The 18,851-nt window shown below is 64.2% G+C and carries 39 protein-coding genes; 15 read left to right on the top strand and 24 right to left on the bottom strand.

Features of this window, described 5'->3' with window-relative positions:
• Positions 1-2: 2 nt before the first annotated feature.
• The 13 genes from ACWZHB_RS01415 to ACWZHB_RS01355 all read left to right on the top strand — a co-directional run bounded on the left by ACWZHB_RS01415 (position 3) and on the right by ACWZHB_RS01355 (position 5,315).
• Positions 3-332 (top strand): hypothetical protein, encoded by a 330-nt coding sequence (locus ACWZHB_RS01415; RefSeq protein ID WP_427906134.1) that lies wholly within the window; start codon positions 3-5, stop codon positions 330-332.
• Positions 316-507, top strand: a complete 192-nt coding sequence (locus ACWZHB_RS01410) for a hypothetical protein (protein ID WP_427906133.1) — start codon at positions 316-318, stop codon at positions 505-507. The genes ACWZHB_RS01415 and ACWZHB_RS01410 overlap by 17 nt, the downstream gene beginning before the upstream one ends.
• Entirely contained in the window at positions 504-1,211 is a 708-nt protein-coding gene (locus ACWZHB_RS01405) for an alpha/beta fold hydrolase (protein ID WP_427906132.1), read from the top strand. Before ACWZHB_RS01410 ends, ACWZHB_RS01405 begins: the two co-directional genes overlap by 4 nt.
• Positions 1,212-1,436: 225 nt before the next feature.
• Positions 1,437-1,883, top strand: coding sequence for a single-stranded DNA-binding protein (locus ACWZHB_RS01400; RefSeq protein ID WP_427906131.1), 447 nt, complete (start codon positions 1,437-1,439; stop codon positions 1,881-1,883).
• Between the two features lie 167 nt (positions 1,884-2,050).
• Positions 2,051-2,347: a WhiB family transcriptional regulator gene (locus ACWZHB_RS01395; protein WP_427906130.1), complete on the top strand. Its 297-nt coding sequence runs from the start codon at positions 2,051-2,053 to the stop codon at positions 2,345-2,347.
• On the top strand, positions 2,344-2,757 hold the full coding sequence (locus ACWZHB_RS01390; RefSeq protein WP_427906129.1) for a RusA family crossover junction endodeoxyribonuclease: 414 nt from the start codon (positions 2,344-2,346) through the stop codon (positions 2,755-2,757). Before ACWZHB_RS01395 ends, ACWZHB_RS01390 begins: the two co-directional genes overlap by 4 nt.
• Positions 2,754-3,020, top strand: a complete 267-nt coding sequence (locus tag ACWZHB_RS01385; protein WP_427906128.1) for a hypothetical protein — start codon at positions 2,754-2,756, stop codon at positions 3,018-3,020. Before ACWZHB_RS01390 ends, ACWZHB_RS01385 begins: the two co-directional genes overlap by 4 nt.
• Positions 3,017-3,259, top strand: a complete 243-nt coding sequence (locus ACWZHB_RS01380; protein ID WP_427906127.1) for a hypothetical protein — start codon at positions 3,017-3,019, stop codon at positions 3,257-3,259. The genes ACWZHB_RS01385 and ACWZHB_RS01380 overlap by 4 nt, the downstream gene beginning before the upstream one ends.
• Positions 3,256-3,807 carry a helix-turn-helix domain-containing protein gene (locus ACWZHB_RS01375; protein ID WP_427906126.1) on the top strand — a complete coding sequence of 184 codons (552 nt, stop codon included), beginning with the start codon at positions 3,256-3,258 and terminating at the stop codon, positions 3,805-3,807. Before ACWZHB_RS01380 ends, ACWZHB_RS01375 begins: the two co-directional genes overlap by 4 nt.
• Positions 3,804-4,016, top strand: a complete 213-nt coding sequence (locus ACWZHB_RS01370; protein ID WP_427906125.1) for a hypothetical protein — start codon at positions 3,804-3,806, stop codon at positions 4,014-4,016. Before ACWZHB_RS01375 ends, ACWZHB_RS01370 begins: the two co-directional genes overlap by 4 nt.
• 8 nt (positions 4,017-4,024) lie before the next feature.
• Complete coding sequence (locus tag ACWZHB_RS01365) at positions 4,025-4,207, top strand: hypothetical protein (protein WP_427906124.1); 183 nt, start codon at positions 4,025-4,027, stop codon at positions 4,205-4,207.
• Positions 4,204-4,554, top strand: a complete 351-nt coding sequence (locus ACWZHB_RS01360) for a dATP/dGTP diphosphohydrolase domain-containing protein (protein ID WP_427906123.1) — start codon at positions 4,204-4,206, stop codon at positions 4,552-4,554. Before ACWZHB_RS01365 ends, ACWZHB_RS01360 begins: the two co-directional genes overlap by 4 nt.
• Positions 4,554-5,315, top strand: a complete 762-nt coding sequence (locus ACWZHB_RS01355; protein WP_427906122.1) for an exonuclease domain-containing protein — start codon at positions 4,554-4,556, stop codon at positions 5,313-5,315. Before ACWZHB_RS01360 ends, ACWZHB_RS01355 begins: the two co-directional genes overlap by 1 nt.
• 224 nt (positions 5,316-5,539) lie before the next feature.
• Here the strand turns inward: ACWZHB_RS01355 and ACWZHB_RS01350 are convergent, their stop codons facing one another.
• Complete coding sequence (locus tag ACWZHB_RS01350) at positions 5,540-5,773, bottom strand: hypothetical protein (RefSeq protein ID WP_427906121.1); 234 nt, start codon at positions 5,771-5,773, stop codon at positions 5,540-5,542.
• Positions 5,774-6,142: 369 nt separating this feature from the next.
• Here ACWZHB_RS01350 and ACWZHB_RS01345 point away from each other — a divergent pair, with 369 nt between their 5' ends.
• The gene (locus ACWZHB_RS01345) at positions 6,143-6,910 is read left to right on the top strand and encodes a helix-turn-helix domain-containing protein (RefSeq protein ID WP_427906120.1); all 768 of its coding nucleotides are present in this window, start codon (positions 6,143-6,145) and stop codon (positions 6,908-6,910) included.
• 7 nt (positions 6,911-6,917) lie between these two features.
• Here ACWZHB_RS01345 and ACWZHB_RS01340 read toward each other — a convergent pair whose 3' ends face one another.
• Positions 6,918-7,124 carry a hypothetical protein gene (locus ACWZHB_RS01340; RefSeq protein WP_427906119.1) on the bottom strand — a complete coding sequence of 69 codons (207 nt, stop codon included), beginning with the start codon at positions 7,122-7,124 and terminating at the stop codon, positions 6,918-6,920.
• 20 nt (positions 7,125-7,144) lie between these two features.
• Complete coding sequence (locus tag ACWZHB_RS01335; protein ID WP_427906118.1) at positions 7,145-7,345, bottom strand: hypothetical protein; 201 nt, start codon at positions 7,343-7,345, stop codon at positions 7,145-7,147.
• A gap of 446 nt (positions 7,346-7,791) precedes the next feature.
• Between ACWZHB_RS01335 and ACWZHB_RS01330 the strand changes: the two genes are divergently transcribed.
• Positions 7,792-8,532 carry a helix-turn-helix domain-containing protein gene (locus tag ACWZHB_RS01330; RefSeq protein WP_427909045.1) on the top strand — a complete coding sequence of 247 codons (741 nt, stop codon included), beginning with the start codon at positions 7,792-7,794 and terminating at the stop codon, positions 8,530-8,532.
• 72 nt (positions 8,533-8,604) lie between these two features.
• Here the strand turns inward: ACWZHB_RS01330 and ACWZHB_RS01325 are convergent, their stop codons facing one another.
• From ACWZHB_RS01325 to ACWZHB_RS01225, 21 genes are all read right to left on the bottom strand, one after another.
• Complete coding sequence (locus tag ACWZHB_RS01325) at positions 8,605-9,396, bottom strand: ComF family protein (protein WP_427906117.1); 792 nt, start codon at positions 9,394-9,396, stop codon at positions 8,605-8,607.
• Positions 9,383-10,297 carry a DNA-processing protein DprA gene (locus ACWZHB_RS01320; protein WP_427906116.1) on the bottom strand — a complete coding sequence of 305 codons (915 nt, stop codon included), beginning with the start codon at positions 10,295-10,297 and terminating at the stop codon, positions 9,383-9,385. Before ACWZHB_RS01320 ends, ACWZHB_RS01325 begins: the two co-directional genes overlap by 14 nt.
• Positions 10,298-10,474: 177 nt before the next feature.
• The gene (locus ACWZHB_RS01315; protein ID WP_427906115.1) at positions 10,475-11,095 is read right to left on the bottom strand and encodes a hypothetical protein; all 621 of its coding nucleotides are present in this window, start codon (positions 11,093-11,095) and stop codon (positions 10,475-10,477) included.
• A gap of 90 nt (positions 11,096-11,185) precedes the next feature.
• Positions 11,186-11,335, bottom strand: a complete 150-nt coding sequence (locus tag ACWZHB_RS01310; RefSeq protein WP_427906114.1) for a hypothetical protein — start codon at positions 11,333-11,335, stop codon at positions 11,186-11,188.
• A gap of 3 nt (positions 11,336-11,338) precedes the next feature.
• On the bottom strand, positions 11,339-11,905 hold the full coding sequence (locus tag ACWZHB_RS01305) for a hypothetical protein (protein WP_427906113.1): 567 nt from the start codon (positions 11,903-11,905) through the stop codon (positions 11,339-11,341).
• Positions 11,906-11,949: 44 nt separating this feature from the next.
• The gene (locus tag ACWZHB_RS01300) at positions 11,950-12,831 is read right to left on the bottom strand and encodes a hypothetical protein (protein WP_427906112.1); all 882 of its coding nucleotides are present in this window, start codon (positions 12,829-12,831) and stop codon (positions 11,950-11,952) included.
• Positions 12,832-12,886: 55 nt separating this feature from the next.
• On the bottom strand, positions 12,887-13,135 hold the full coding sequence (locus tag ACWZHB_RS01295) for a hypothetical protein (RefSeq protein ID WP_427906111.1): 249 nt from the start codon (positions 13,133-13,135) through the stop codon (positions 12,887-12,889).
• Positions 13,136-13,153: 18 nt separating this feature from the next.
• The gene (locus tag ACWZHB_RS01290) at positions 13,154-13,462 is read right to left on the bottom strand and encodes a hypothetical protein (protein WP_427906110.1); all 309 of its coding nucleotides are present in this window, start codon (positions 13,460-13,462) and stop codon (positions 13,154-13,156) included.
• Positions 13,463-13,478: 16 nt separating this feature from the next.
• Complete coding sequence (locus tag ACWZHB_RS01285) at positions 13,479-13,805, bottom strand: hypothetical protein (RefSeq protein ID WP_427906109.1); 327 nt, start codon at positions 13,803-13,805, stop codon at positions 13,479-13,481.
• A gap of 22 nt (positions 13,806-13,827) precedes the next feature.
• A complete protein-coding gene (locus ACWZHB_RS01280; protein ID WP_427906108.1) occupies positions 13,828-14,268 on the bottom strand; it encodes a hypothetical protein in 441 nt (146 codons plus the stop codon).
• An 8-nt stretch (positions 14,269-14,276) separates the two neighbouring features.
• The gene (locus ACWZHB_RS01275; protein ID WP_427906107.1) at positions 14,277-14,678 is read right to left on the bottom strand and encodes a hypothetical protein; all 402 of its coding nucleotides are present in this window, start codon (positions 14,676-14,678) and stop codon (positions 14,277-14,279) included.
• 80 nt (positions 14,679-14,758) lie between these two features.
• Positions 14,759-15,301 (bottom strand): hypothetical protein, encoded by a 543-nt coding sequence (locus ACWZHB_RS01270; RefSeq protein WP_427906106.1) that lies wholly within the window; start codon positions 15,299-15,301, stop codon positions 14,759-14,761.
• 80 nt (positions 15,302-15,381) lie between these two features.
• Positions 15,382-15,528: a hypothetical protein gene (locus ACWZHB_RS01265; RefSeq protein WP_427906105.1), complete on the bottom strand. Its 147-nt coding sequence runs from the start codon at positions 15,526-15,528 to the stop codon at positions 15,382-15,384.
• Positions 15,528-15,824 carry a hypothetical protein gene (locus ACWZHB_RS01260; protein ID WP_427906104.1) on the bottom strand — a complete coding sequence of 99 codons (297 nt, stop codon included), beginning with the start codon at positions 15,822-15,824 and terminating at the stop codon, positions 15,528-15,530. Before ACWZHB_RS01260 ends, ACWZHB_RS01265 begins: the two co-directional genes overlap by 1 nt.
• A 251-nt stretch (positions 15,825-16,075) precedes the next feature.
• Positions 16,076-16,459, bottom strand: a complete 384-nt coding sequence (locus ACWZHB_RS01255) for a hypothetical protein (RefSeq protein WP_427906103.1) — start codon at positions 16,457-16,459, stop codon at positions 16,076-16,078.
• Positions 16,460-16,654: 195 nt separating this feature from the next.
• Positions 16,655-16,942 carry a hypothetical protein gene (locus tag ACWZHB_RS01250; RefSeq protein WP_427906102.1) on the bottom strand — a complete coding sequence of 96 codons (288 nt, stop codon included), beginning with the start codon at positions 16,940-16,942 and terminating at the stop codon, positions 16,655-16,657.
• A 17-nt stretch (positions 16,943-16,959) separates the two neighbouring features.
• A complete protein-coding gene (locus tag ACWZHB_RS01245) occupies positions 16,960-17,361 on the bottom strand; it encodes a hypothetical protein (protein WP_427906101.1) in 402 nt (133 codons plus the stop codon).
• Positions 17,362-17,425: 64 nt separating this feature from the next.
• Entirely contained in the window at positions 17,426-17,872 is a 447-nt protein-coding gene (locus ACWZHB_RS01240; RefSeq protein ID WP_427906100.1) for a hypothetical protein, read from the bottom strand.
• Entirely contained in the window at positions 17,865-18,155 is a 291-nt protein-coding gene (locus ACWZHB_RS01235) for a hypothetical protein (protein ID WP_427906099.1), read from the bottom strand. The genes ACWZHB_RS01240 and ACWZHB_RS01235 overlap by 8 nt, the downstream gene beginning before the upstream one ends.
• Complete coding sequence (locus ACWZHB_RS01230; RefSeq protein WP_427906098.1) at positions 18,152-18,385, bottom strand: hypothetical protein; 234 nt, start codon at positions 18,383-18,385, stop codon at positions 18,152-18,154. Before ACWZHB_RS01230 ends, ACWZHB_RS01235 begins: the two co-directional genes overlap by 4 nt.
• 100 nt (positions 18,386-18,485) lie before the next feature.
• Positions 18,486-18,839, bottom strand: a complete 354-nt coding sequence (locus tag ACWZHB_RS01225; protein WP_427906097.1) for a hypothetical protein — start codon at positions 18,837-18,839, stop codon at positions 18,486-18,488.
• Positions 18,840-18,851 lie beyond the last annotated feature (12 nt).

Below are 18,851 nucleotides of genomic sequence, written 5' to 3'. Positions count from 1 at the left end.
CCGTGCCTGACCAGAAGCGTCACTGGAGTGACCTGTCGCCACAGGAGGCGGCCGAGGTCGTGCTACCTCAGCCGGGGATCCTCGACTGCCTCGACGACATGGGCGACCCGTGCCCCTGGCCGTGGTGGCCCACCCACCGTCAAGACATCCCGGGCGGGATGGCGCACTGCCCCCACTGCGGGTCGATGGTCGTGCGGGGCCTGCCACACCCGGACTTCACCTTCATGTACCGGCCCGAGGACGCACCCCCCATGCCTGATGCGTCAACCGAATCCGACCCTCTGGCCGACATCGAATGGATCAACGGAGGTGGCCATGCCCGGCCTGCCTGAGATCGACATCATCGGCAACGAACACGCGCTCATCGTCACCGACCCGAACACCGTCGCCGTGTACAGCTTCGACCGGATCGTCTTCCAGACCGACCCCACCGACGACACGCGTGGGCATCTGGTCTTCACCGTTACCCGCGCCAGCCATCACGACCGAAAGGCCTTCACCGAATGATCGACGTCCTCATCATGGGCGGCACCTGGAACCCCAACGGCGACCCGGTGACCGAGACCTTCGCCAACGCGCTCGACCGTCGCCGGTTCCGGTACCAGTACGTGCCCTACCCCGCCGCGTACGGCACGCCGATGTCGTACCGCAGCAGTGTCGGCTTCGGCAAAAGCGCCCTCGTGCAGGCGATCCGGGACTCGCCGAATCCGGTGATCGTTGCCGGGTACTCCCAGGGCGCTGCGGTGGCGGCCGAGGTCGCCGCTGAGATCGAGCTGTATCCGGACCTGGACGTGCGGGCCGCGGCGCTGATCGCTTGTCCGTCGCGGCCCCGCGGACTGTGTGTGGGCACCGACCCGGGCGGCTATGGCGTGGTCGGCGAGCTGGCGATCACCACGATGCCGGCGCTACACGCAGCCGCGTTCCGCGATCCGATCTGTGCCCTGCCGGAGGGGTCGATGCTGCGGTACTTGGCCGACATGAGTGCCTACATGTCGATCTCCTCGCCGCAGGAGTTCGCGCAGTGGGGTGCCTCGATCGTCGACCTGGCTGTGCGGCGGCGATTCCAGCGTTGGTGGGAGCCTCAGAATTGGCGCGACACCGCCGATGTGATCGCCCAGGCCAACGCGTATCTCACCGAAGGCCGACATACCACGGCCTATATCAACGAGGGCTTGTGCATTGAATTGGCGGATGCCGTCAACAGCCTGTAGCCGACGTCCGAAAATGCCGGTCCAGCAATTTTGCGGACCGGCTTTTTCGGCATGTCAACACCGAGCAATAAAGACTGTCACCGTTTCGGGAAGCAGATAAACCTCATCCAATTCGCTGGCTGTTTTCCCAGCTAGATAGCCTAATCCAACCGATTACACCCCCCGTTCCCGGGCACCTCCACGCTGTTAGCCTCGAAATCAGCAGAAAGAGAGGAGCCCCGCCGAATGGCAGGCGAAACAGTAATTACGGTCATCGGAAATCTAACCGCTGACCCAGAACTTCGATTCACTCCAGCCGGTCAGGCGGTGGCCAATTTCACCGTTGCTTCCACTCCCCGAGTTTATGACAAGAACTCGAGCGAATGGAAAGACGGTGATGCACTGTTCCTGCGCTGCAACATTTGGCGCGAGGCTGCCGAGAATGTCGCTGAGAGTCTCCAGCGAGGCGCGCGTGTGATCGTCTCTGGTCGGCTCAAGCAGCGCTCCTACGAAACCCGCGAGGGTGAGAAGCGCACCGTGGTCGAACTCGAGGTCGACGAGGTCGGGCCCTCACTCAAGCACGCCACGGCGAAAGTGACCAAGGCGGCCAAGGGCGGCGGTGGTTCCCGCAGCGGATCCGGTGACCCATGGGGTTCGGATGCCAGCGCGAGCGACGACGCCCCGCCCTTCTAGACCGCCCTTCCCCTGATCCGTCAGCCGTCAACATCACCGCCACCGGGAACCCCTACGCCCCGACCCGCGGAATTGAAAGCGCGCCCACGACCCGGTCTGCAACCTTCCCGGGAGGCGCAGCTGCGGCTGACGGATCACCCACACCACCGAGATGGAGTGAATCACTCGTGCCCAGCGACAGCCGGGACTGGATGGTCCGGGCGAAGTGCCGCACGTCGAGCACAGCCGCGGAGTTCGCGCTCTACGTTTCCGACAATCGCGGCGGCCGACAGGCCGAAAACCTCGCACGAGCTTGCGGCGGGTGCACCACCACACGCGAATGTGCCGCCTACGCGCTGCTCGACCGCGACAACATCGGCGGCATGGTCTGGGCTGGTATCCCGGTCCCTCAGACGCCGAGCACACGATTCCACCGCAGCGCCATCGCGCACCTGGAACGCATCGCCGACGGGTTGAGCCTGTGAAGACTCCAGCGCGGCTGCGCGAGGCTGCCGAAGCGATGATGTCCCCGGCCTACGTCATCACCATCCCTGGCGAGCCGGTCGCCAAGCGCCGCCCCCGCCTGGGCAACGGCCGCCGATACACCCACCCCGCCGACGTCGAGGCCGAAGCATCGACCGCCGCGATCCTGCGCGCGACACTGTGCGAGCCGCTGACCGGCAACTTGGCCGTCGGGTGCGAGTTCTACCGCTCCACCCGCCGCCGCGTCGACGTCGACAACTTGCTCAAGCACGTTTTCGACGCCGGCAACAAGGTCGCGTGGGTCGATGACTCGCAATGCACGGCAGCGTTCGGCGTGATCGAACTCGACCGAGCCAACCCCCGAACCGTCATCTTCATCAGCTCGCACTCGAGCAGTCTGGTCCGCGAATGAACGTCCACTACCAACGCACCACCGTGCGGTTCCTCGGCGTGCCCGTGATCACCATGACCCGCGAATCGTTCGGCACCGACGCCAACGCGCCGACCACACCTGCTGCCGCGATGGTGCCCTCACCCCAGCTGAGCGAACACGGCGTGGCTTATCAGTGCCCATCGTGCGGCGAGCTGTTGCTGCAAGGGCTGCGCGAACGCCTGGTTTCCACCGACGAACAGACGCTGATGGCCCACCACATCTGCAAGGAGAGCACCCCGTGAGCCGCGCCGCCGAGCTGGCCGAGGTCGACGCCGCCATCCAGCGCTGGATGGACGCCCTTCACCCCGGCGTGCTGGCCACCGAATGGGTCCTGATCTCGGCCGGAGTGTCAAGCGAGCGTCCGGGCACCGGATACGAAGTCGCCGCGTCCTCAGCCCTGCCCTACCACAACGCCACCGGGCTGGCCGCGCTGCTGACCACGGAAATCGAAGCCATCTACGACGAGGAAGACCCCCTGTGACCGACTATTCCGTCGTCGAACTCGACGCACTGATCACCGCTGCCGACCGCGCACTGTCGCACACCCCGTTCAACACCGACTCCGGCGAATTCCGCTCCGATGCCGCGGCACTGCTGCCGCACATCTACCTCGCGATCGAACACCTACGTTCGACGGTCCGGCGCTACAGCGGAGAACACCTGCACGAGCGTGTGCTGGAGTTGCTGCGGCTAGGCCACACCCAAGCCGAACTGGCCAAGGCCGCGCACGTGGGGGTGTCGACGATCTCGCGGATCGTCAACCGCCGCGACACCCAAGGGTTCGCCGCCGACGTTGCCGGGCGGATCATGGACCTACCGGTGGAACCACCAGCCGCACCGGTGATCGACATCGAGCTGATCGGGAAGCTCATCGCCGGGCAACGGGTGAAGGTGCCCCACGGGCAGCGCCAGGCCTACGCCGCGGCGATGACCCATCCATCGTGGGGCCTCAATGTCAGTTCGCTGGCGCGGATCCTGCGGATCTCGCATTCCCAGGCCACCCGCGCTTTCCAGCGGGGCGCGGCATGAGCGTCACCATCCGGCCCGCGTCCGGGCTCACTCGTGAGTTCTTCGGCTGCCTCATCGCCTACGACGACCCCGCCCGGCGCAAACGCCGCCGCGGCCTGCTGTTCGAGGTCGAGCACCTCCAAAGCTATGTGCGGCTGCGGATCAAAGGCCCCCACGGCAACGAGATCGTCGCGCTGCCTGCCGACACCGACATCACCATCGAGTACTAGGAGGTCACGTGTACGACCTGTTGATGACCTTCATCGGCGCGCTGATCGGCGCGATCATCTGCCTGTGGAGCATCGTCACCGACGACACCACGTGTGAACGGTCGGCGCTGCTGGCGTGGCGTGTGGTCTGCGCCTACACCGTCGCCTCGATCTTGATCGGCGCTGCCTACGCCACCGAGTTCATCCGGTGAGCGCGCAGGAGGTGCGGATCACCAGCGCGACTGGCGGCCAGAAGGGCCGCAAGATCCACCGCTACGGGCTGATTCCTGCTGTGCCGCTGCATGATCTGGCCGAGCTGTGCGGCAAGGGCGCCGAAAAGTACTCGGCGGACAATTGGCGTCGCGGGTTCGACTGGTCGCTGAGCTTCGATGCGATGATGCGCCACGCATGGGCGTTCTGGCGGGGCGAGGACTACGATCCCGAAACCGGTGTCCCGCACGTGATCTCCGCGGCGTGGCACTGTCTGGTCCTGGCCGAGTTCATGCGTATGCACCGCGGATTCGATGACCGCCCGATCGGTCCCGCCGAGGCCGTGTGATGCAGCACCCGACCTGGACCGATCGCCCGTGGATCAGGCTGCCGCTGGGTGGATTCGACACCGAAACCACCGGGCTGGACCCGACACGGGAACGGATCGTGACCGCATGTGTGATGGTCGTCGACGACAGCACGGTGTCGGTGCGGACCTGGCTGCTCAACCCGGGCATCGAGATCCCCGAGGAAGCCGCCCGGGTGCACGGCATCACCACCGATCGCGCCGCCGCCGAGGGAATGGACTATGGGCAAGGCCTCGGCGAAATCCGTGACGCGCTCAACGCCGCGTGGCGCGAGGGGCGGGCGATGGCGGCATACAACGCCGCCTACGACGTCACGATCATCTCCTCGGAGCTGGCGCGTTTGGGGATGGAGCCACTGGCCGGCGGGCTGTTGGTCGATCCGCTGGTGATCGACCGCGCCTGCGATCCCGACCGGGTCGGGCGGCGACGTCTTACCGATGCGGTCCGCCACTACGGACTCACCATGGGCACCGCTCACACTGCCGACGCCGACACCTTGGCCGCGATCCGGTTGGCGTGGGTACTGGGTCGCAAGTTCCCAGAGGTCGGACGGCTCAACGGTGCCACGCTGGGACAGATGCAGATCGGGTGGTATCGCGACCAAGCCGAGGCGTTGCGGCAGCGGTTCGCGAACCTGGCCGCCGACAAACGACGTCGCGCCGAACAGATATTGGTCTCGGCCGCCGAGCTGGAGAGCAAGGCCGCTGGAGTGAAGTCGGCGTGGCCGTTGCAACGGGCGTGAGAACGTCGTGACAGGCCTATGACCGGCCGATACGCTCGAGATCGAGCCGGAATTGACAGGCTCTGGCTCCCAGACGTGGGAGCAAACCTCGCCCTATCGGGCGGGCACAACTGAATAGTGAACAACTGAATAGCGGCCGGTGGCGATCTGAAGCTCCGGCAGAGGCACACATTGTGGGCCGGACCCGAGGGGGCGAGCCGATCTGGCTCGCCCCCTCGATGTATCTAGAGGCCGAGACCGAGGTAGCCGATCTCGGCGCGCGCGCCCAGTGCGCCGTGGCGCAGGTTCATCAGCCTGCTGGCCTCGAAACCGTCCCCGGCGGCCATGGCTGTCTCAGCCTCGTTCGCTAGCTCCTCGGCCTGCTCGGCCAAGTTCTGGCGCGCCTGCTGCGCAGCCTCCCAGTCCAGCAGGTCCTTCTTTCGCTGCTGCCACTTGCTTCGAGGCACTCGGTAGTTCACGATCGCTCCTCACTGTGATCCCGACGTCGCGACACATGCGGACATGGCAGGCCAATGCACACCGGCGAGTTCGGCATCGCTGTTCGCGTCCGTCCCACCGCCCTCCGTGCACCACGGTCTGGTAAGGCGTGTTACCACCTGGTACCAACATCGTGATGACCGATAGGTGCCCCATAGTCGATACACGTTCCGTATGGACATGCGACACGGCGCTCACGTGTCCCCCTTCGATCTCATCAGAATTACAGTTCGATCAAGCTTCGAACTGAACACAGCATCACCTCCCTTCACTGGGTACGTCAAATAGTTGGGGCTAACAAATCCGTCACGCGGGGTGGACCGAGAAAGGCTCGCCTAACAATGACGCAAATGAGAAATCCCGGCCTCGGGCCATACCTGAAAGAATTGCGCGATTCAATGGGCTTGAGCCGCAAGGAAGTCGCACGCATATCCGGGATCAAGCCCGACACTCTCGGCAAGATCGAGCAGGGAGCGTTGCCGCTGTCGTTCGCCAACTTCGGCGCGATCGCCGATGCCCTGCGGATCCCCGCCCGGCACCGGATCGAGCTGACTCGCCGCGCCTGGCCACAGCTGTTCGCCGATGCCGGTCAGGACACTCTGCCAGCTGAGATTTTGCCCGCTGACCAGGCGCAACTGGAGTTGATGGAGATGCCGGCGGCGGTGTTCGACGGCAGCAGCTGGGACGTGATCGCCCTCAACGGTCATGCACGCCGCCTGGCTCCGGGCCTCGATGCGGGGATGAACGGGGTTGTGTGGCTGTTCAACGATCCGGTCGCGCGCAGAGTGATGGTGAACTGGCACCGTAACACCCATATGGCGGTGTCCTATTTGCTCGACAACGCCCCGGAGTGGGAAAACGCCGATACATTCGCCGCGATCGCCGCGGCCTGCGAGCACGATCCGCAGTGGTCGGCAATGCTGACCAATCCGGTCGCACCACCACGTTCAGCAGCCGAGACCATCTCGATGCGCGACCCCAGCACCGGTGTCGTGACCGATTATCACCAGCGCTATTACCGCCCCGAAGCCGCCACCCGCCTGCATTGGCGCCTTGGCATCCTGACCCCCGCCGTGACAGACGAAACGCCCCCCACCAGCGGTGAGGGGCGTTCCTGAGTGCCAATCAGCTCCCGGTGGAGACACGGACCAGCTCGGCGACACCTTCATCGAAGTCGGTGCCGAGGAAGATGTCTTCGCGGCCGTCTGCGTAGTTACAGGCGGTGAACATCCAGGCCGTGGCACCCAACTGCTGGAAGCTGCCGACGGGTCTGCCGTCGACGAGCACCAGCGATCGGCGTCCGTCACTGATGACCCGATAGTTCTGCTGCATGTGCACCTCTTTTGCCTCTCTCAGTCAATGTACGACAGCGAGTGTTCGATGTCCGAGCGGCGCTGTTGAAGTTCGTCCAGGCGGGCCTTGGCAGCGTTGTACTCGCGCGCGGCGACGACGAGGTCGGTGTCGACCTCGCGCCGAGCCTTGAGCAGCATGACGATGAGTGACCGACGGTCGCCGCGGGTCATCCGGCGATAGTCGGGAATTATCGTAGCCATTCGTTCTCCTCAATCCATGGCGCGATGTCGAGCACAGGATACGCACACCAACCCCGCCGGAAACAACCCGTTGTGAGATCTACCCTTTCGTACATCAATACCTACTTAGGCACGCCTTAGTAGGTATTGATCAATTACGATTTCTTCATTACGAAGAGATATTCATATCTCCCATATGGGCCATATGGGAGACCATCTAAGGCGCGCCTAAGTTATGCCAGCCTTATCCCTCCCTCCACTATGGAATGACCATTCCTGATATGTGCGATGCAAATCACAATAGAAATGCAAAATGTGCGCAACAGGTGCGAAACAGCACGTCAGGTGCACTTTTTGGAAGTGAAACATGAAATTCCACATTGAAACTATGGTCTAGGTTAGGTTTGCCTGTCCATCAAAAAGGGAATGGACCCCGGAAATAAGGCAAGCCTAAGTTGAAGCATGAAATGGGGCGGTATCTGCGAGGTCGCCGCGACCTCCTCGGCCTCTCCCTGAAAGTGGTTGCCAGCAAGGCTGGCATGTCCTCCGACTACCTCGGCAGAGTCGAACGCGGAACCCAGCAGATCGGCCTCGACACCCTGTCCAACCTGTTCGACGCGCTGGACGTCGACGAACGATCGCGAGAGTTCCTGGTCAAGCTCGCGCACCCAACGCTGCTGGACTCGGCACAGAAGCGAGAGCCACGCGCCTACGGGACAGCACACACCCACGACCTCATCGACCTCCAGGCCAGCCCGTATCCACATGCGCTGATGCGGTGGCCGCTGTTCGACGTCATAGCCTGCAATGCCGCCTTCGAGGCCGCGTTCCCTGGACTGACCGCTGGCGGAAACGTCGTCGAATGGGTCATGCTCAACCCACAAGCACCGCTGGTCCTACCGGACTGGGCCGCGTTCGCCCACGGTATGGTGCACAGCCTGCGCTTCGCGCCGAAGCCGAACGGCGAAGTCGCCCAACGGTTCGCCACGATCGTCGACCGTTGTGCCGGGCTCCCCCGATGGGACCAGTTCTGGAACACCTATCCGCCCGACCCAGGCGGGGACAGTGACGTGATCCTGCTGCGCACGCTGTCCAGCGACGAACAGAGCCGACACATCGTCCGCATCGACAAGCCGGAGTTCCCTGCCAACATCTGGCACCGCTACCGCCTCATTCCCTACCCGGAAGACGCAGCGGTAGCAGCCTGACCGGGCCCGCGGTGTTCGGGGACACCGCGCCCAGGCTCATTGGCGCGACCACGCCGGAGCAATGCTCGGCGGCTAGCTACACACGCCAACCGGGCAACGTTGCGGCGAGTACGGCTCGCTCAGTGACGCACACAGCTGATTCTGGTATCTCCAGTCCTGCCACCGAGCAACGCAGAGGCCCGTCACCGACTGTGCTCCAGCAGCTTTCAAGGCCAACGATGCCGACTGAACGTTCGCGCCCGTCGTCCACGTATCGTCGACGACAAGCACACTCGCGCCCTTGACGACTGGCTCGAAAACAGGAGGGACGAGAAACCGATCCACGGTGACCTTGTGCTTGTCGCCCATGTTGTGAGGCGCCAGGAACACCCACTTGGGATCCCAGCCGGAGATTGCGAGCTTCATCGAGTTCGCCAGCCTCGACACCGGGTGATCAATGCTCGGATACCGAACCGACGGAATGAACGTCACTGCGTCCCAGAGCTTTTCACTGCCCCGCGAAGCGCGGAAGCAGTCAGCGTGAAGTGCACCCGCTGCGCTGAACATCGCACCGAGTTTCCCCAGCAGATCTTCCGACGGCGGAACACCGTCCTTGCCTTTGTAGTACGTCAGGTCATGCACAGACTGGTGGTAGCCGTCCTTGTGATAGGCCTCCACGTAGGTCAGAAGGATCGTCTGATCGGCCAGGCGGTCACCGTACTCATCAACGTGTGCCTGGCACACCTCGCATCGCTCGGTTCCATACACTTGCCCGCGGCACACCTCGCACACACCCGTCAGATAGGTGTTGTGGTAGGTCGCACTGATCGCATCCCGAATGAAGCCGAGCAGATCCCAGATATCGTGTGGACTACTGGATGGCATCGGCCAGCCAGCTTGAAGCGACGGCCTGGCGGTGAGCTATCTGAGCTGCCTGTTCGACCGCTTCCGCCGGCGTCGTCACCACCGCCACACCTGGCTTATCTGCCAAGTCTCGGCCCCAACTAGTCGTGCGGACCACCGACGTGGTGAGAATCAGCGGTCGACCATGCTGATTGGCCTCCCGCGCCTGGTGTCGTGTCCCGGACTTCTCTCCTGCCTCAACGATCACCGTCGCCAGGCCGAAGGCACTCATCGTGATGTTGCGCGCCGGGAAGCTCCACTTGTTCGCCGTGAAGTCGGGAAGGAAATGCGATAGCAGCATGCCGCGACGGGCGATTTCGGACTGCAACGCGGCATTGGGCCTCGGATATACACGTCCGAGTCCATTGCCCAGGACCGCTACGGTCCTGCCTCCAGCCTCCAGAGCTGTGACGTGCGCGGCAGTGTCCACTCCGAGCGCCAGACCAGAGATTACCGACAGGTTCGCTTCTACTGCTCCGCGTGCGACCTCACGAGCGAACCTCAGACCCAAATCGGAGACCGCACGAGAGCCTACGATGCAGACGCCGCGCTCGTCGGAGACTGTTTGTCCCTGTGTGAACACGACCGGCGGCGGGTTCCGTACTGACCTCAGCAGTCGTGGATAGGTCCGGTCGCGGAAGGTGTGGAGTCGGTAGCCTCGTGCCTCCCAGTGCTGCAGGTCGACGACTGCCTGATCGAACACATCCTGGTAATCGCCGGGGCCGAGCAGGTTCGGCTGGTTCAGTTCCTCCCAGACCGCGAGCGCGCTGCCTCCGGCTTCGAAGACCTGCTCGGTGATCGCCGACCACTCGACGAGCTTGGGCCGCATCCGAATGAGCGCGACGAAAGCGGCGCGTTCCTGATCTGCCCTGGTCGGCGACATAGCGACTCCTCTCACCCATGCACTATTGCACGGCGCGGCGACACCTTCTGCCCGTACCACTATCACCCTTCCACAACCTCGGTGACCAGCACCGAACATAGCGATCCTTCCTGTCGACGTGCCCGCCGGCCGAACTCGTTGCACAAGACGGCCGACGGGCAGGTTCTCAGCTCTCGGCTAGGCAATGGCCTGGAGCGACGCGGCGGGTTCGGCGAAGAACAGCCCCAGCAACTCGGCCAGTTCGATCGCGCGCTCCGACGGCGCGAACAGCGTCAGCTGCACCTCGCCACGGCAGTACTGTTCCATCCGAACCTGCCGGGAGAAGACCTCCGGCGCGCTCCGACGCGATTCGTCCGCCCACACCCGCGCGCCGACGGCGGGACCGAGGGCGACGGCAACACCGTTCAACAGGCGTACCCACGCTGCCGCCTTCTCGTCACGGGCCGCCTTGTTCGCTACCGCGTCGGCGTGCACCTCGAGGAAGGCCACCAGCAAGCGGCGCTGGAGTTCGCGGGCGATCACCGCGGGCCGCTTGGACTTGGCGATGTTGATCTGGCTGGGCCAACGGGTGTACTTGACCTGGTCGTATAGCCCATCGTGGAGTCCGACGAACGACCACCGGCCGGGGTCCGCCCATCCGCGTTCGGTGTCGCCGTCGAGGACGACGACGCGCGCACCGTCGGTGTTGACCAGGGACATGTGCGGGCTCATCGCGTACTCGGTGGGCCTAGCCATCCATTCCCCGGACAGCCGCTCGGCGAGCTGCTCGACGAACGTACGCTCCTCGTTGCTGATCATGATGTTGTCTCTCCTCAATGCGAAACGACCAGCCGCACAGGGCTGGTCGTCGATGGTCGGTGTGTAGATGGATCGGCTGCTTCGTCTGTCCTAGTCCTCGCTGAGGAAGGCGTCGGCATCGTTTTCCAGGGGCTCGAATCCGGCTGCGGAGAGCTGTGTGCGCAGCTCCCGGATCGCGCGCTCGTTGGTTTCCGCGCCGATCAGCGCGACAACGGCGACGCGGACGTTGAAGATCGGCATCGCTCAGGCCCCTTGCGTGCTGGCGGCGAGCGCCAGTGCCAAGACATCGGCAACGTGGGCGGCCCGGCGCGCGGGGACCTTCACCGTGAAGGTGGCATCCGAGCCGCGGATCTTGACGTCGCCGCTGTCGAAGTGCACCTCGGGGTAGTCCGGGTCGTTCGAGGTCACTCGTCCGCCGAATGTCTGCGCGACCACATTGGTCACGCTCAGACGGTTGGCGCGGGCAGCGTCCCTCACGGCCCGCGCCTGGTTGCCGACCGCCATCGCTTGCTCGTAGGCGGGGAGCAGTTTGCGGACCTCTCGCACAGCAACGCTGGGCCCGCGGTCGACAGCGAGGGTGAACCGTCGCGGTCGAAGGTCGTTGGGGATGTACTCGTCGATGGGACTGTGCAGGCTGATGGTCACGCGGCCCTTCATCGCCTTGAGGTGGCTCATGTCGCCGTTGTAGATCGAGAGTCGCTGCGCGTCGGGGCCGCTGATTCGGCAGTTGTAGTCGGACACTTCACCGGGGGTCCAGCCCAGCTCAGCCGCGACCGCACGGACGTATTCTGCGAAGATTCTGTGTCCCAAGGCGTTCTCCTTGTGGCGGGGCAAGTAGGTCGTTTCGGTCCACCTCACGCGGCGTGGACCACTGCTTCGGCGTAGTACTTCTCCAGCTGGGCTACGCAGGCCGCGCTGATCGGCGGGGTTGCCTTGTCGATGAATTCGAGGTCGCAGCCAGCGTCGACGGCGTACAGCTCGGCTGGCACAGGCTTGCCGTTGACGAACAGAGCGGCTTCGAAGTGGGTGCCTTCGTCGACGATTGCGATCTCAACCTGTGTGTCGGGCTCCTCGATGCTGGTCAGGTCTGGGATGCCGGTCTTCCAGGGTTGTGCGTCGAGAAACTCGCGGAGTGCCTTGGCGAACGCAGGCCCCTCGTCGACGTCGACGACCAGGCCAACCTTGAGGTGGAAGGCACCGACATTTAGCGGCACGGTGGCAAGATCGACGCCGTGCTTGGTCGTGCGGTCTACGACTGTCACGGTGCTCGGCAACACCCGCTCGGCGGATGGCCGGGCATGCATAGCCTCGACGCGCCAGCCCTGCAGTTGCTCTTGCGTCGTTTTGGCCGCTTCGTACGCCTGGGCCGCAAGGCCCTGGATTCGCGTTTCCACCTTCCTGCGGTCGTCGAGGTACTCGAGCAGCGGGGCGATCGCTCGGCGACGGATGTCGGCAATGATCACCTTGTGGGACTTCGTCTTCGACACGCGGATCCCCGAACCACCTGGTTTGACGTCCCACCCGTCATGGGCGACCTTTTCGCACGGGATGACGATGAGCCGTCCCCGGTCTGCCGCGTTCCTCCAGCGGTCGTCGCCGTCGCAGAAGCGCAGGCCGTGGCCCTCCTCGTGGAGAGCCACGTAGCCGCTCGCCTTGCAGGTGAGGTTGTAGCCGGGCATCTGGTCGACCAAGTCGCGGACGAGCCGGTCGAAGGAGGCTTCCTTTTCGGTGACCATGAGGTTCCTTTCATGATGAATGTCAGATCGGTAGGTGACGTGTGACGGATGGCGGTCAGTACCCGGCCTCGAATCGGTATCCGGCGAGGCCGGGCAGTTCGACGGGTGCACAGACGACGTCGACCTCGTACACGGCGTAGTCGTCGACGCGGCCGGTTCCGGTCAGGGTGAACAGGACATCGTCGATCCATTCGAGGAAGTCCTCCCGCGGGCAGGGCGAGTTCAGATGGATCACGCGGGTGTCGTCGGTGCAGTAGCCGTCGCCGTAGGTGTTCTGGATCCGCATGCGGGCTGCGGTGAGCATGGTCGGCGCCAACGGGCGTCACTTCCCCGAGGGCGTAGCGCTCGCGCCATCGCCTGTGCCGCAGTAGATGTCGTTGTGCTGGTGAATCCAGACATGCGGGCGGATCGGCTCCCCGCATACCTGGCAGGTCGCCCGCTGTTTGAGCGCGGCAACGAGAGCTTCGACTGGTCCGTGCATGTTCTCGAACTCGTCGAATCGTTTCTCGTCGTAGCTGCGGTAGTCGGGGCTGCTCTCGTCGAGTTGCTCGCTGAGCTTCTGGAGGGTGACGAGGATCGTTTCCACGTCGGCAACGAGTTCAGCGAGGTCGGGGTAGGTGGAGGTGTTCATCAGGTGTCGATTCCTGTCAGGTCGTGGTGAGGGCCAGCACGCGCTGTTCGTCGACGCCGAGCGCGTGAGCGACATCGGCACTCGCCGCGACAGCGCTGTCGATGGCGGCTTCTGTGACGTGGCCGGACGCGGCGGCGTTGCGTACCGCGATGACGGCTTCGAGTGCGCTGATCGCGGGGTGTCCGACTGCGGCGAGGTAGTCCGCAGCGGTGTCGACGGCCGCCTCGTCGACCGCCTTCGGTAGCGATTTCTGCAAGGTCGCGATGGTGCGGCGGATGACGGCAGGCCGGACGTGGCCGTTCATGGCCTGGGCAACGGTGTCCAGAATCTGGTTGAGCGGCAACGTGTTTCCCTCGGTTGGCTAGCTAGCGGGTGTTGGCGGCGATGGTCTCGATGGACAGGACCGTCCGTTCGCTGCCGTCGGAGTAGTCGGGGTCGGTCTCGTCGTAGAGCAGCGCGTCGATCTCGTCGTTGCTGTTGAGTTCCTCGACGGTGATGGTGTCGCGTTCGTGGTCATCGCCGAGCGCCTCGACGAGCGCTTGCCGCGGGAGTTTCACCACGTACCGGATTGTTTCGGTGAAGACGAGCCGGACCATCAGCTCGTCCTCACCGTCCTCGGCTGGTTGGGTAACGTTGAAGGCCTTGGCGGGCAGGTATGCATATTGATCGAGTTCGACTGGGTGCTCTTGGCCGATCTCGAGCCACAGACCAGAGAGTCGTTGCAGTGCCGTCGCGTCGTCGCGCAGCGGGATCAGCACCGCACCGTCGGGCAGTCGGTCAGCTTCCCAGATATGCGTGATGATCATCGTGGTGCTCACAGGTAGGCCGACGTGTCGACGTCATCGTCGTCGTCGGCTCGGCCGGATTCCTCGGCGTCAGACCACGCCTGCGCGACGTCGGGCATCTCAGCCTTCTCGAAAAGGTTGAGTAGCGGCCAGATCTCGGACTGAGTGCATAGCCCGCCGATTTGCTCTGCGAGGGAGGTATTGCCCCAGGCGGCGAGGAACTGCATCAGTGCGGCATCGAGGGTTGGCGACGTCGGCACCCGCAGCTCCCGCCCGTTCAGCCGGATCGTCATAGCTAGTGCGTCGGCCGGTGCGATATCGAACGTGACGCCGGTGTCGGCTTCGGTGATCGCGACGGTGCTTGTACGTCCGTCACGGTGGCGAATCATCACTGTGACGGGATTGATCGTGTCGACGACGACGTTGACCATGTGCTCTCTCTTTCGGGCATGACGGATAACCCCGCGGGCCGAGACCGGCCCGCGGGGTTGAGTGGATGTGAGCTGGTGCGCTACTTCATGTAGGCGGTGAGTAGCGGTTCGAGGTGGCTCAGCTTGGCTTTCAGGTCCGTGTTCTCAGCTTCGAACTCGGCCAGGCGGTCCAGGTCGGCCTGCGACACCGTCATCGTTCGCGACTCCCGCGCCGAGATCTCGAGTTTTTCGATCTGTGCATCACGGTCAGCGATCTGCCCCTTGAGCGCGCCGACCTGCTCCTTGAGCCGGGTGACCTTCCCCTCAAGGGTGGAGATCTCCCTGCGCAGCGGCCGGGCTACGGACTCCCCGAACGCGCTCAAGTCGACCTTTGGGGGCTCGGGGGCCTCCACGACCGTCAACTTCGGCTTGGCGGGCGCGGCGTCGGCCGCCTTCTTCTCCGCGAGGTACCAGGCGTAGATCGTGGTCTTCGCCGGGCCTTTCGGTGCGAGGAGGTCGGCGACCTCCTCGATCGCAACGGTCACCTTCGCGCCTGCCTGGACGCGGTTTTTCAGCTCGTCGAGGGCAAGCTCTTTGATCTCGGCGTCGAAGGCCACGGGGAATCCGGAAACGGAGGCGGTCATTGGTTTCTCTCTTTCGTTGCAGGAGTGATTGATTGGTGCCGGTCGAGCAGTGGTCGGCGGCATTGCGGTTTGGGAGGTGGTCAGGCCTGGGTGGTAACGCCGCAGTCGCGCAGGATCTCGCGGGCAGCTTCGGCGGATTTGCTGCCCTCGGCCGATTCCTTGAGGACCTGGCGGGCGAAGGCAACCAGTCCCTTGACATCGGGAGTGAGGTCGATGTGGTCACCCATCAGTTGCCGTCCTCGTTACTCGAGTCGGCGACGTCCGAGTCGTCGTCCTCGTTGTCGTCCTCGTCGTACTCGGCATAGTCGAGATCGTCCAGGCCTCCGAGGAGTTCCTCGACGGCGTCGAACAACGGACCCACGAATTCGTCGGGGATGTCGGGGAACTCGAAGATGGGAGTCGTTCGGTAAGCGCCATCTCGGGCGCAGTTGGCGCGACCGTCGTCTGCCTCGTCCTCGGTGTCGAAGGCGTGGACGTAGAACTCGTTGGACGCGCCACCCTCTTGGATGTACACAAAAGTCACTGGCAATCCCCTATGTGGTCGGCCTCAACCGGCTGCGTCTGTTCCCGGCGCTCGCCGATGTCGGTGCGTTCATTTGCTGTGCGCTGTAGCTGTTTTGGGCTGGCCGCAGGTTGCGCAGTGCGGGCCGGAGTAGATGCCTTGGGGGTGACAGGCGTTGTCGCAGTACAGGGATGGCTCGTATCGGTGGACCATGCCGGTGCCGTTCGGCGCCTCGCCCGCGACCGCCGAGTGGGGGTCGGGAATGGAGCTGGTCACCGGTCTGCCCACCAGTTCTCGATCCAGTCGTCGAGGTCACGCAGCCACCACCGCGCCCGTCGGCGGGCCCGGATCGGTACCCGCTGGATCTCGCCCAGCCAGTAGGTCGGGTCGAGCTGCCGGACCCATGCCGGGAGAACCCGGACATCGCATTTGCTGCACTGGCCCAACGCATTCCACGCCGGATACCGACTGACCTCAGCGCTCGGAAGGTGCTCGAGTGCCGCGCGAGACATCCCCCAGGTGATGTAGCCGCTGGGGCAGTACGCCACCTTGGCGTATCGCATGCCGCCGCCGTTCCATCCGGGGCAGCGCCACGACTTGTCGTAGCAAGGGCGGCTGATCTTCCACCAGCCGCGAGGCGTGAACTCCTCACCCATCAGACTGACCTCCCGCAGATGACCGATCGAGCTGCATCATTTGCTGGCTCGATCGCAGTGAATGTTGTTGCAGCAGCGACTGATTTGCCTTGCTGGCGAGCCAGTGCACGGCGAGCGGCCTCTGCCAGGGGTGTCTGGTCGGTCTCGGCGATCGTGAAGGACACCGATAGGCCGGCTGCGGAGGCGATCCATCGTTCAGCCATCGGCGTGACCTCCAGCCGCGAGCGACATCAGGCCGCCGGTGATCGCGTAGTCGGTGGAGATCACCTCGGACTGGGACTCGCCGCGGGTGTTGACCAGGTCGGTCAGCGCGAATACGCCGTCGTTGAGCAGATCGCGGAATGTGTTGGCCAGCACTGCGTCCGGGAACCGTTGGTAAGGCGCGGGTTGCCCGTGTGCGGTGAGCAGGTACACGACCTCTTCGCGGGTGTATCTGGAGTGGTAGTTGACCGTCTCGGTCAACGTCACCTCGATCATGGTCATCACCTCCTGTCGTTGAGCTACTTCGAGACGAGCGCGGCGAAGGCCGCGACCACCTGGCCGACGATTTCGGGCAGGTCGCCGGGGCGAATCTCGGGGGTCTCGCTGCCGGTCAGGGCTTTGCTGATCTCGTCGAGGACGCGTTCGATGGCGTCGAGCACGTTGTCGTGGTGCGCGGCCTTTTGCGCGAGGGCGGCGAAGAGGATCAGCTGGGCGCGGCTGACCTGCACGGTCGCTTCGCCGTCGGTATCGGTGAGAAGTCCGTCGAGCCAGGCGATGACCTCGTTGGGGTCGAGCTGGCTGGGGTCGAGCCGCAGCGCTTCGGCGTGCTGCTCGGGTGTTGACGGGCCCTGGTGTGTGTTGGCCGGTTCGAGCAGGCTCAGGATCTCGGCGATCGTGGCCTTCTTGGAGGCGTAGTTCATCGGGTTTCCCTGTCTGGTGCGATGTTTGGCTGTCGGACGGGCTGACGGTTGCCTCATGGCGGTGTCAGAACGGGGGCTCGTTGTCGTCCCGTGCGGTGATGGCCCTCAGCGGTCGGACGCGCTCGACGAGGATTTGGGCGTCGATGCCGGGCCGATGGGCCATGTCCCGGATGTCTTCGGCCAGTTCGCAAGTCGCGGACTTGGGGACTGAGATCTTGATGCCGCCGGACTTCCCGATGACGAACGTTTCGACCGTGTCGTCGACGTCGACGATCTCGAGTCCGGCGCGACTGAGCGCCATCCGGACACGGCCGCCGACCACCGCATATCTGCCCGATGTCTGCACCGTGTCCAGGGCCTCGCCGATCACGTGATCAACCTCGGCGACGGCTTCGACGCCGTCTCGAATCGCATGCAGCGGCAACACGTCCAGGCCCAAGGCCTCGTGCAGCTTGATCGACCTGTCGATGTCGTAGAGGAGTTCGTAGTCGGTTTTGAAGCTGTCAGACATGGGCGATTCCTTCGGTGCGTGCGGCCGCCGGCGCGGTGGTGGAGGTGTCGATCAGCAGGTACTCGCAGAAGCCGACGCGCCGGACTCGGCGGACCAGGACATCGGCGGGGTTGTTCCAGCGTTCGCGGAAGAACTCGGCGCGCGGTTCGGCGGCCTGGGCGGTGGGGAACACGAGGAATGCGCTGTATCGGCTGCCGATCACGGTCAGGTGCTCGCCCTGGTGTGTCGTGCCGACTGCCCAGCCCTCGTCTATGACCTGGTCGTGGCGAAGCTCGTCGCTCACAGGTCCACCACCTGGCCCAGGTGCTGAGCGAGCCGCTTGCCCTGCCAGATCACCACACCCGTGGGGCTCTTAGCGCTGATGATCAGCAGGATCCGGTGCAGGTTGGCCGGACCTGCTTTGATCCGCATGATCGCCTTGTCGAGGGCGGGCAGGTCGGCACCGTGTGCGGTGTGCCATTTGCCGTTGATGTCGTACTGGACACGGAAGCGCACCTGGTTGTCGCTACTCATCGGAAGTCCTTTCTCGGAGGGGTTTTCAGGAGGCTCCGTGGCGCCGGGCGAATCCTGCCCGGCGCCACTAAACGAGGAACCGAGGGTGTAAACCCACAGGTCAAACGGTTGCCAGATAGGCCGAACCGTCAGCGATCAACTGATCGAGATATGCGCGAGCCGTGTCGTTGCTGTACTCGAAGAACAGGTCGAAGGCTTCCCCCCAGTTCAAACCGAGCCGCTCCTGTGCGAAGTCGCTGATATCGACCGCGCCGTCAACGGTGGTTGCGCAGCAGTTGCAGTCGTCGAACCGCGTACCTGGCGTGAGTGCCACGACAACACCCGCAATGCAGTGCGCCACACCGTCTTTGGTCGCGGTCCGGAAGCTGGTCTGGTCGTGGAGATGGGGGTTCTGTTTGATCCAGCAGGAAACGCCGTGAGCGAGGTCCAACTGTTCACGCGTCGTGATGGGCATGACCGGGCTCCT

It is taken from the genome of Nocardia sp. FBN12, assembly GCF_054031145.1.
This window is presented reverse-complemented; position numbering and strand designations above follow the sequence as displayed.

Coding starts and splice junctions, on each gene's coding strand:
- ACWZHB_RS01315 (WP_427906115.1), bottom strand. CDS start 11,095: ATGATCAGCAACGAGGAGCGTACGTTCGTCGAGCAGCTCGCCGAGCGG.
- ACWZHB_RS01240 (WP_427906100.1), bottom strand. CDS start 17,872: ATGTCTGACAGCTTCAAAACCGACTACGAACTCCTCTACGACATCGAC.
- ACWZHB_RS01405 (WP_427906132.1), top strand. CDS start 504: ATGATCGACGTCCTCATCATGGGCGGCACCTGGAACCCCAACGGCGAC.
- ACWZHB_RS01270 (WP_427906106.1), bottom strand. CDS start 15,301: ATGACCGCCTCCGTTTCCGGATTCCCCGTGGCCTTCGACGCCGAGATC.
- ACWZHB_RS01355 (WP_427906122.1), top strand. CDS start 4,554: ATGCAGCACCCGACCTGGACCGATCGCCCGTGGATCAGGCTGCCGCTG.
- ACWZHB_RS01340 (WP_427906119.1), bottom strand. CDS start 7,124: ATGCAGCAGAACTATCGGGTCATCAGTGACGGACGCCGATCGCTGGTG.
- ACWZHB_RS01255 (WP_427906103.1), bottom strand. CDS start 16,459: ATGGGTGAGGAGTTCACGCCTCGCGGCTGGTGGAAGATCAGCCGCCCT.
- ACWZHB_RS01245 (WP_427906101.1), bottom strand. CDS start 17,361: ATGAACTACGCCTCCAAGAAGGCCACGATCGCCGAGATCCTGAGCCTG.
- ACWZHB_RS01330 (WP_427909045.1), top strand. CDS start 7,792: ATGGGGCGGTATCTGCGAGGTCGCCGCGACCTCCTCGGCCTCTCCCTG.
- ACWZHB_RS01280 (WP_427906108.1), bottom strand. CDS start 14,268: ATGATCATCACGCATATCTGGGAAGCTGACCGACTGCCCGACGGTGCG.
- ACWZHB_RS01335 (WP_427906118.1), bottom strand. CDS start 7,345: ATGGCTACGATAATTCCCGACTATCGCCGGATGACCCGCGGCGACCGT.
- ACWZHB_RS01325 (WP_427906117.1), bottom strand. CDS start 9,396: ATGCCATCCAGTAGTCCACACGATATCTGGGATCTGCTCGGCTTCATT.
- ACWZHB_RS01370 (WP_427906125.1), top strand. CDS start 3,804: ATGAGCGTCACCATCCGGCCCGCGTCCGGGCTCACTCGTGAGTTCTTC.
- ACWZHB_RS01410 (WP_427906133.1), top strand. CDS start 316: ATGCCCGGCCTGCCTGAGATCGACATCATCGGCAACGAACACGCGCTC.
- ACWZHB_RS01275 (WP_427906107.1), bottom strand. CDS start 14,678: ATGGTCAACGTCGTCGTCGACACGATCAATCCCGTCACAGTGATGATT.
- ACWZHB_RS01290 (WP_427906110.1), bottom strand. CDS start 13,462: ATGAACACCTCCACCTACCCCGACCTCGCTGAACTCGTTGCCGACGTG.
- ACWZHB_RS01345 (WP_427906120.1), top strand. CDS start 6,143: ATGAGAAATCCCGGCCTCGGGCCATACCTGAAAGAATTGCGCGATTCA.
- ACWZHB_RS01385 (WP_427906128.1), top strand. CDS start 2,754: ATGAACGTCCACTACCAACGCACCACCGTGCGGTTCCTCGGCGTGCCC.
- ACWZHB_RS01225 (WP_427906097.1), bottom strand. CDS start 18,839: ATGCCCATCACGACGCGTGAACAGTTGGACCTCGCTCACGGCGTTTCC.
- ACWZHB_RS01310 (WP_427906114.1), bottom strand. CDS start 11,335: ATGCCGATCTTCAACGTCCGCGTCGCCGTTGTCGCGCTGATCGGCGCG.
- ACWZHB_RS01400 (WP_427906131.1), top strand. CDS start 1,437: ATGGCAGGCGAAACAGTAATTACGGTCATCGGAAATCTAACCGCTGAC.
- ACWZHB_RS01320 (WP_427906116.1), bottom strand. CDS start 10,297: ATGTCGCCGACCAGGGCAGATCAGGAACGCGCCGCTTTCGTCGCGCTC.
- ACWZHB_RS01230 (WP_427906098.1), bottom strand. CDS start 18,385: ATGAGTAGCGACAACCAGGTGCGCTTCCGTGTCCAGTACGACATCAAC.
- ACWZHB_RS01295 (WP_427906111.1), bottom strand. CDS start 13,135: ATGCTCACCGCAGCCCGCATGCGGATCCAGAACACCTACGGCGACGGC.
- ACWZHB_RS01300 (WP_427906112.1), bottom strand. CDS start 12,831: ATGGTCACCGAAAAGGAAGCCTCCTTCGACCGGCTCGTCCGCGACTTG.
- ACWZHB_RS01265 (WP_427906105.1), bottom strand. CDS start 15,528: ATGGGTGACCACATCGACCTCACTCCCGATGTCAAGGGACTGGTTGCC.
- ACWZHB_RS01250 (WP_427906102.1), bottom strand. CDS start 16,942: ATGACCATGATCGAGGTGACGTTGACCGAGACGGTCAACTACCACTCC.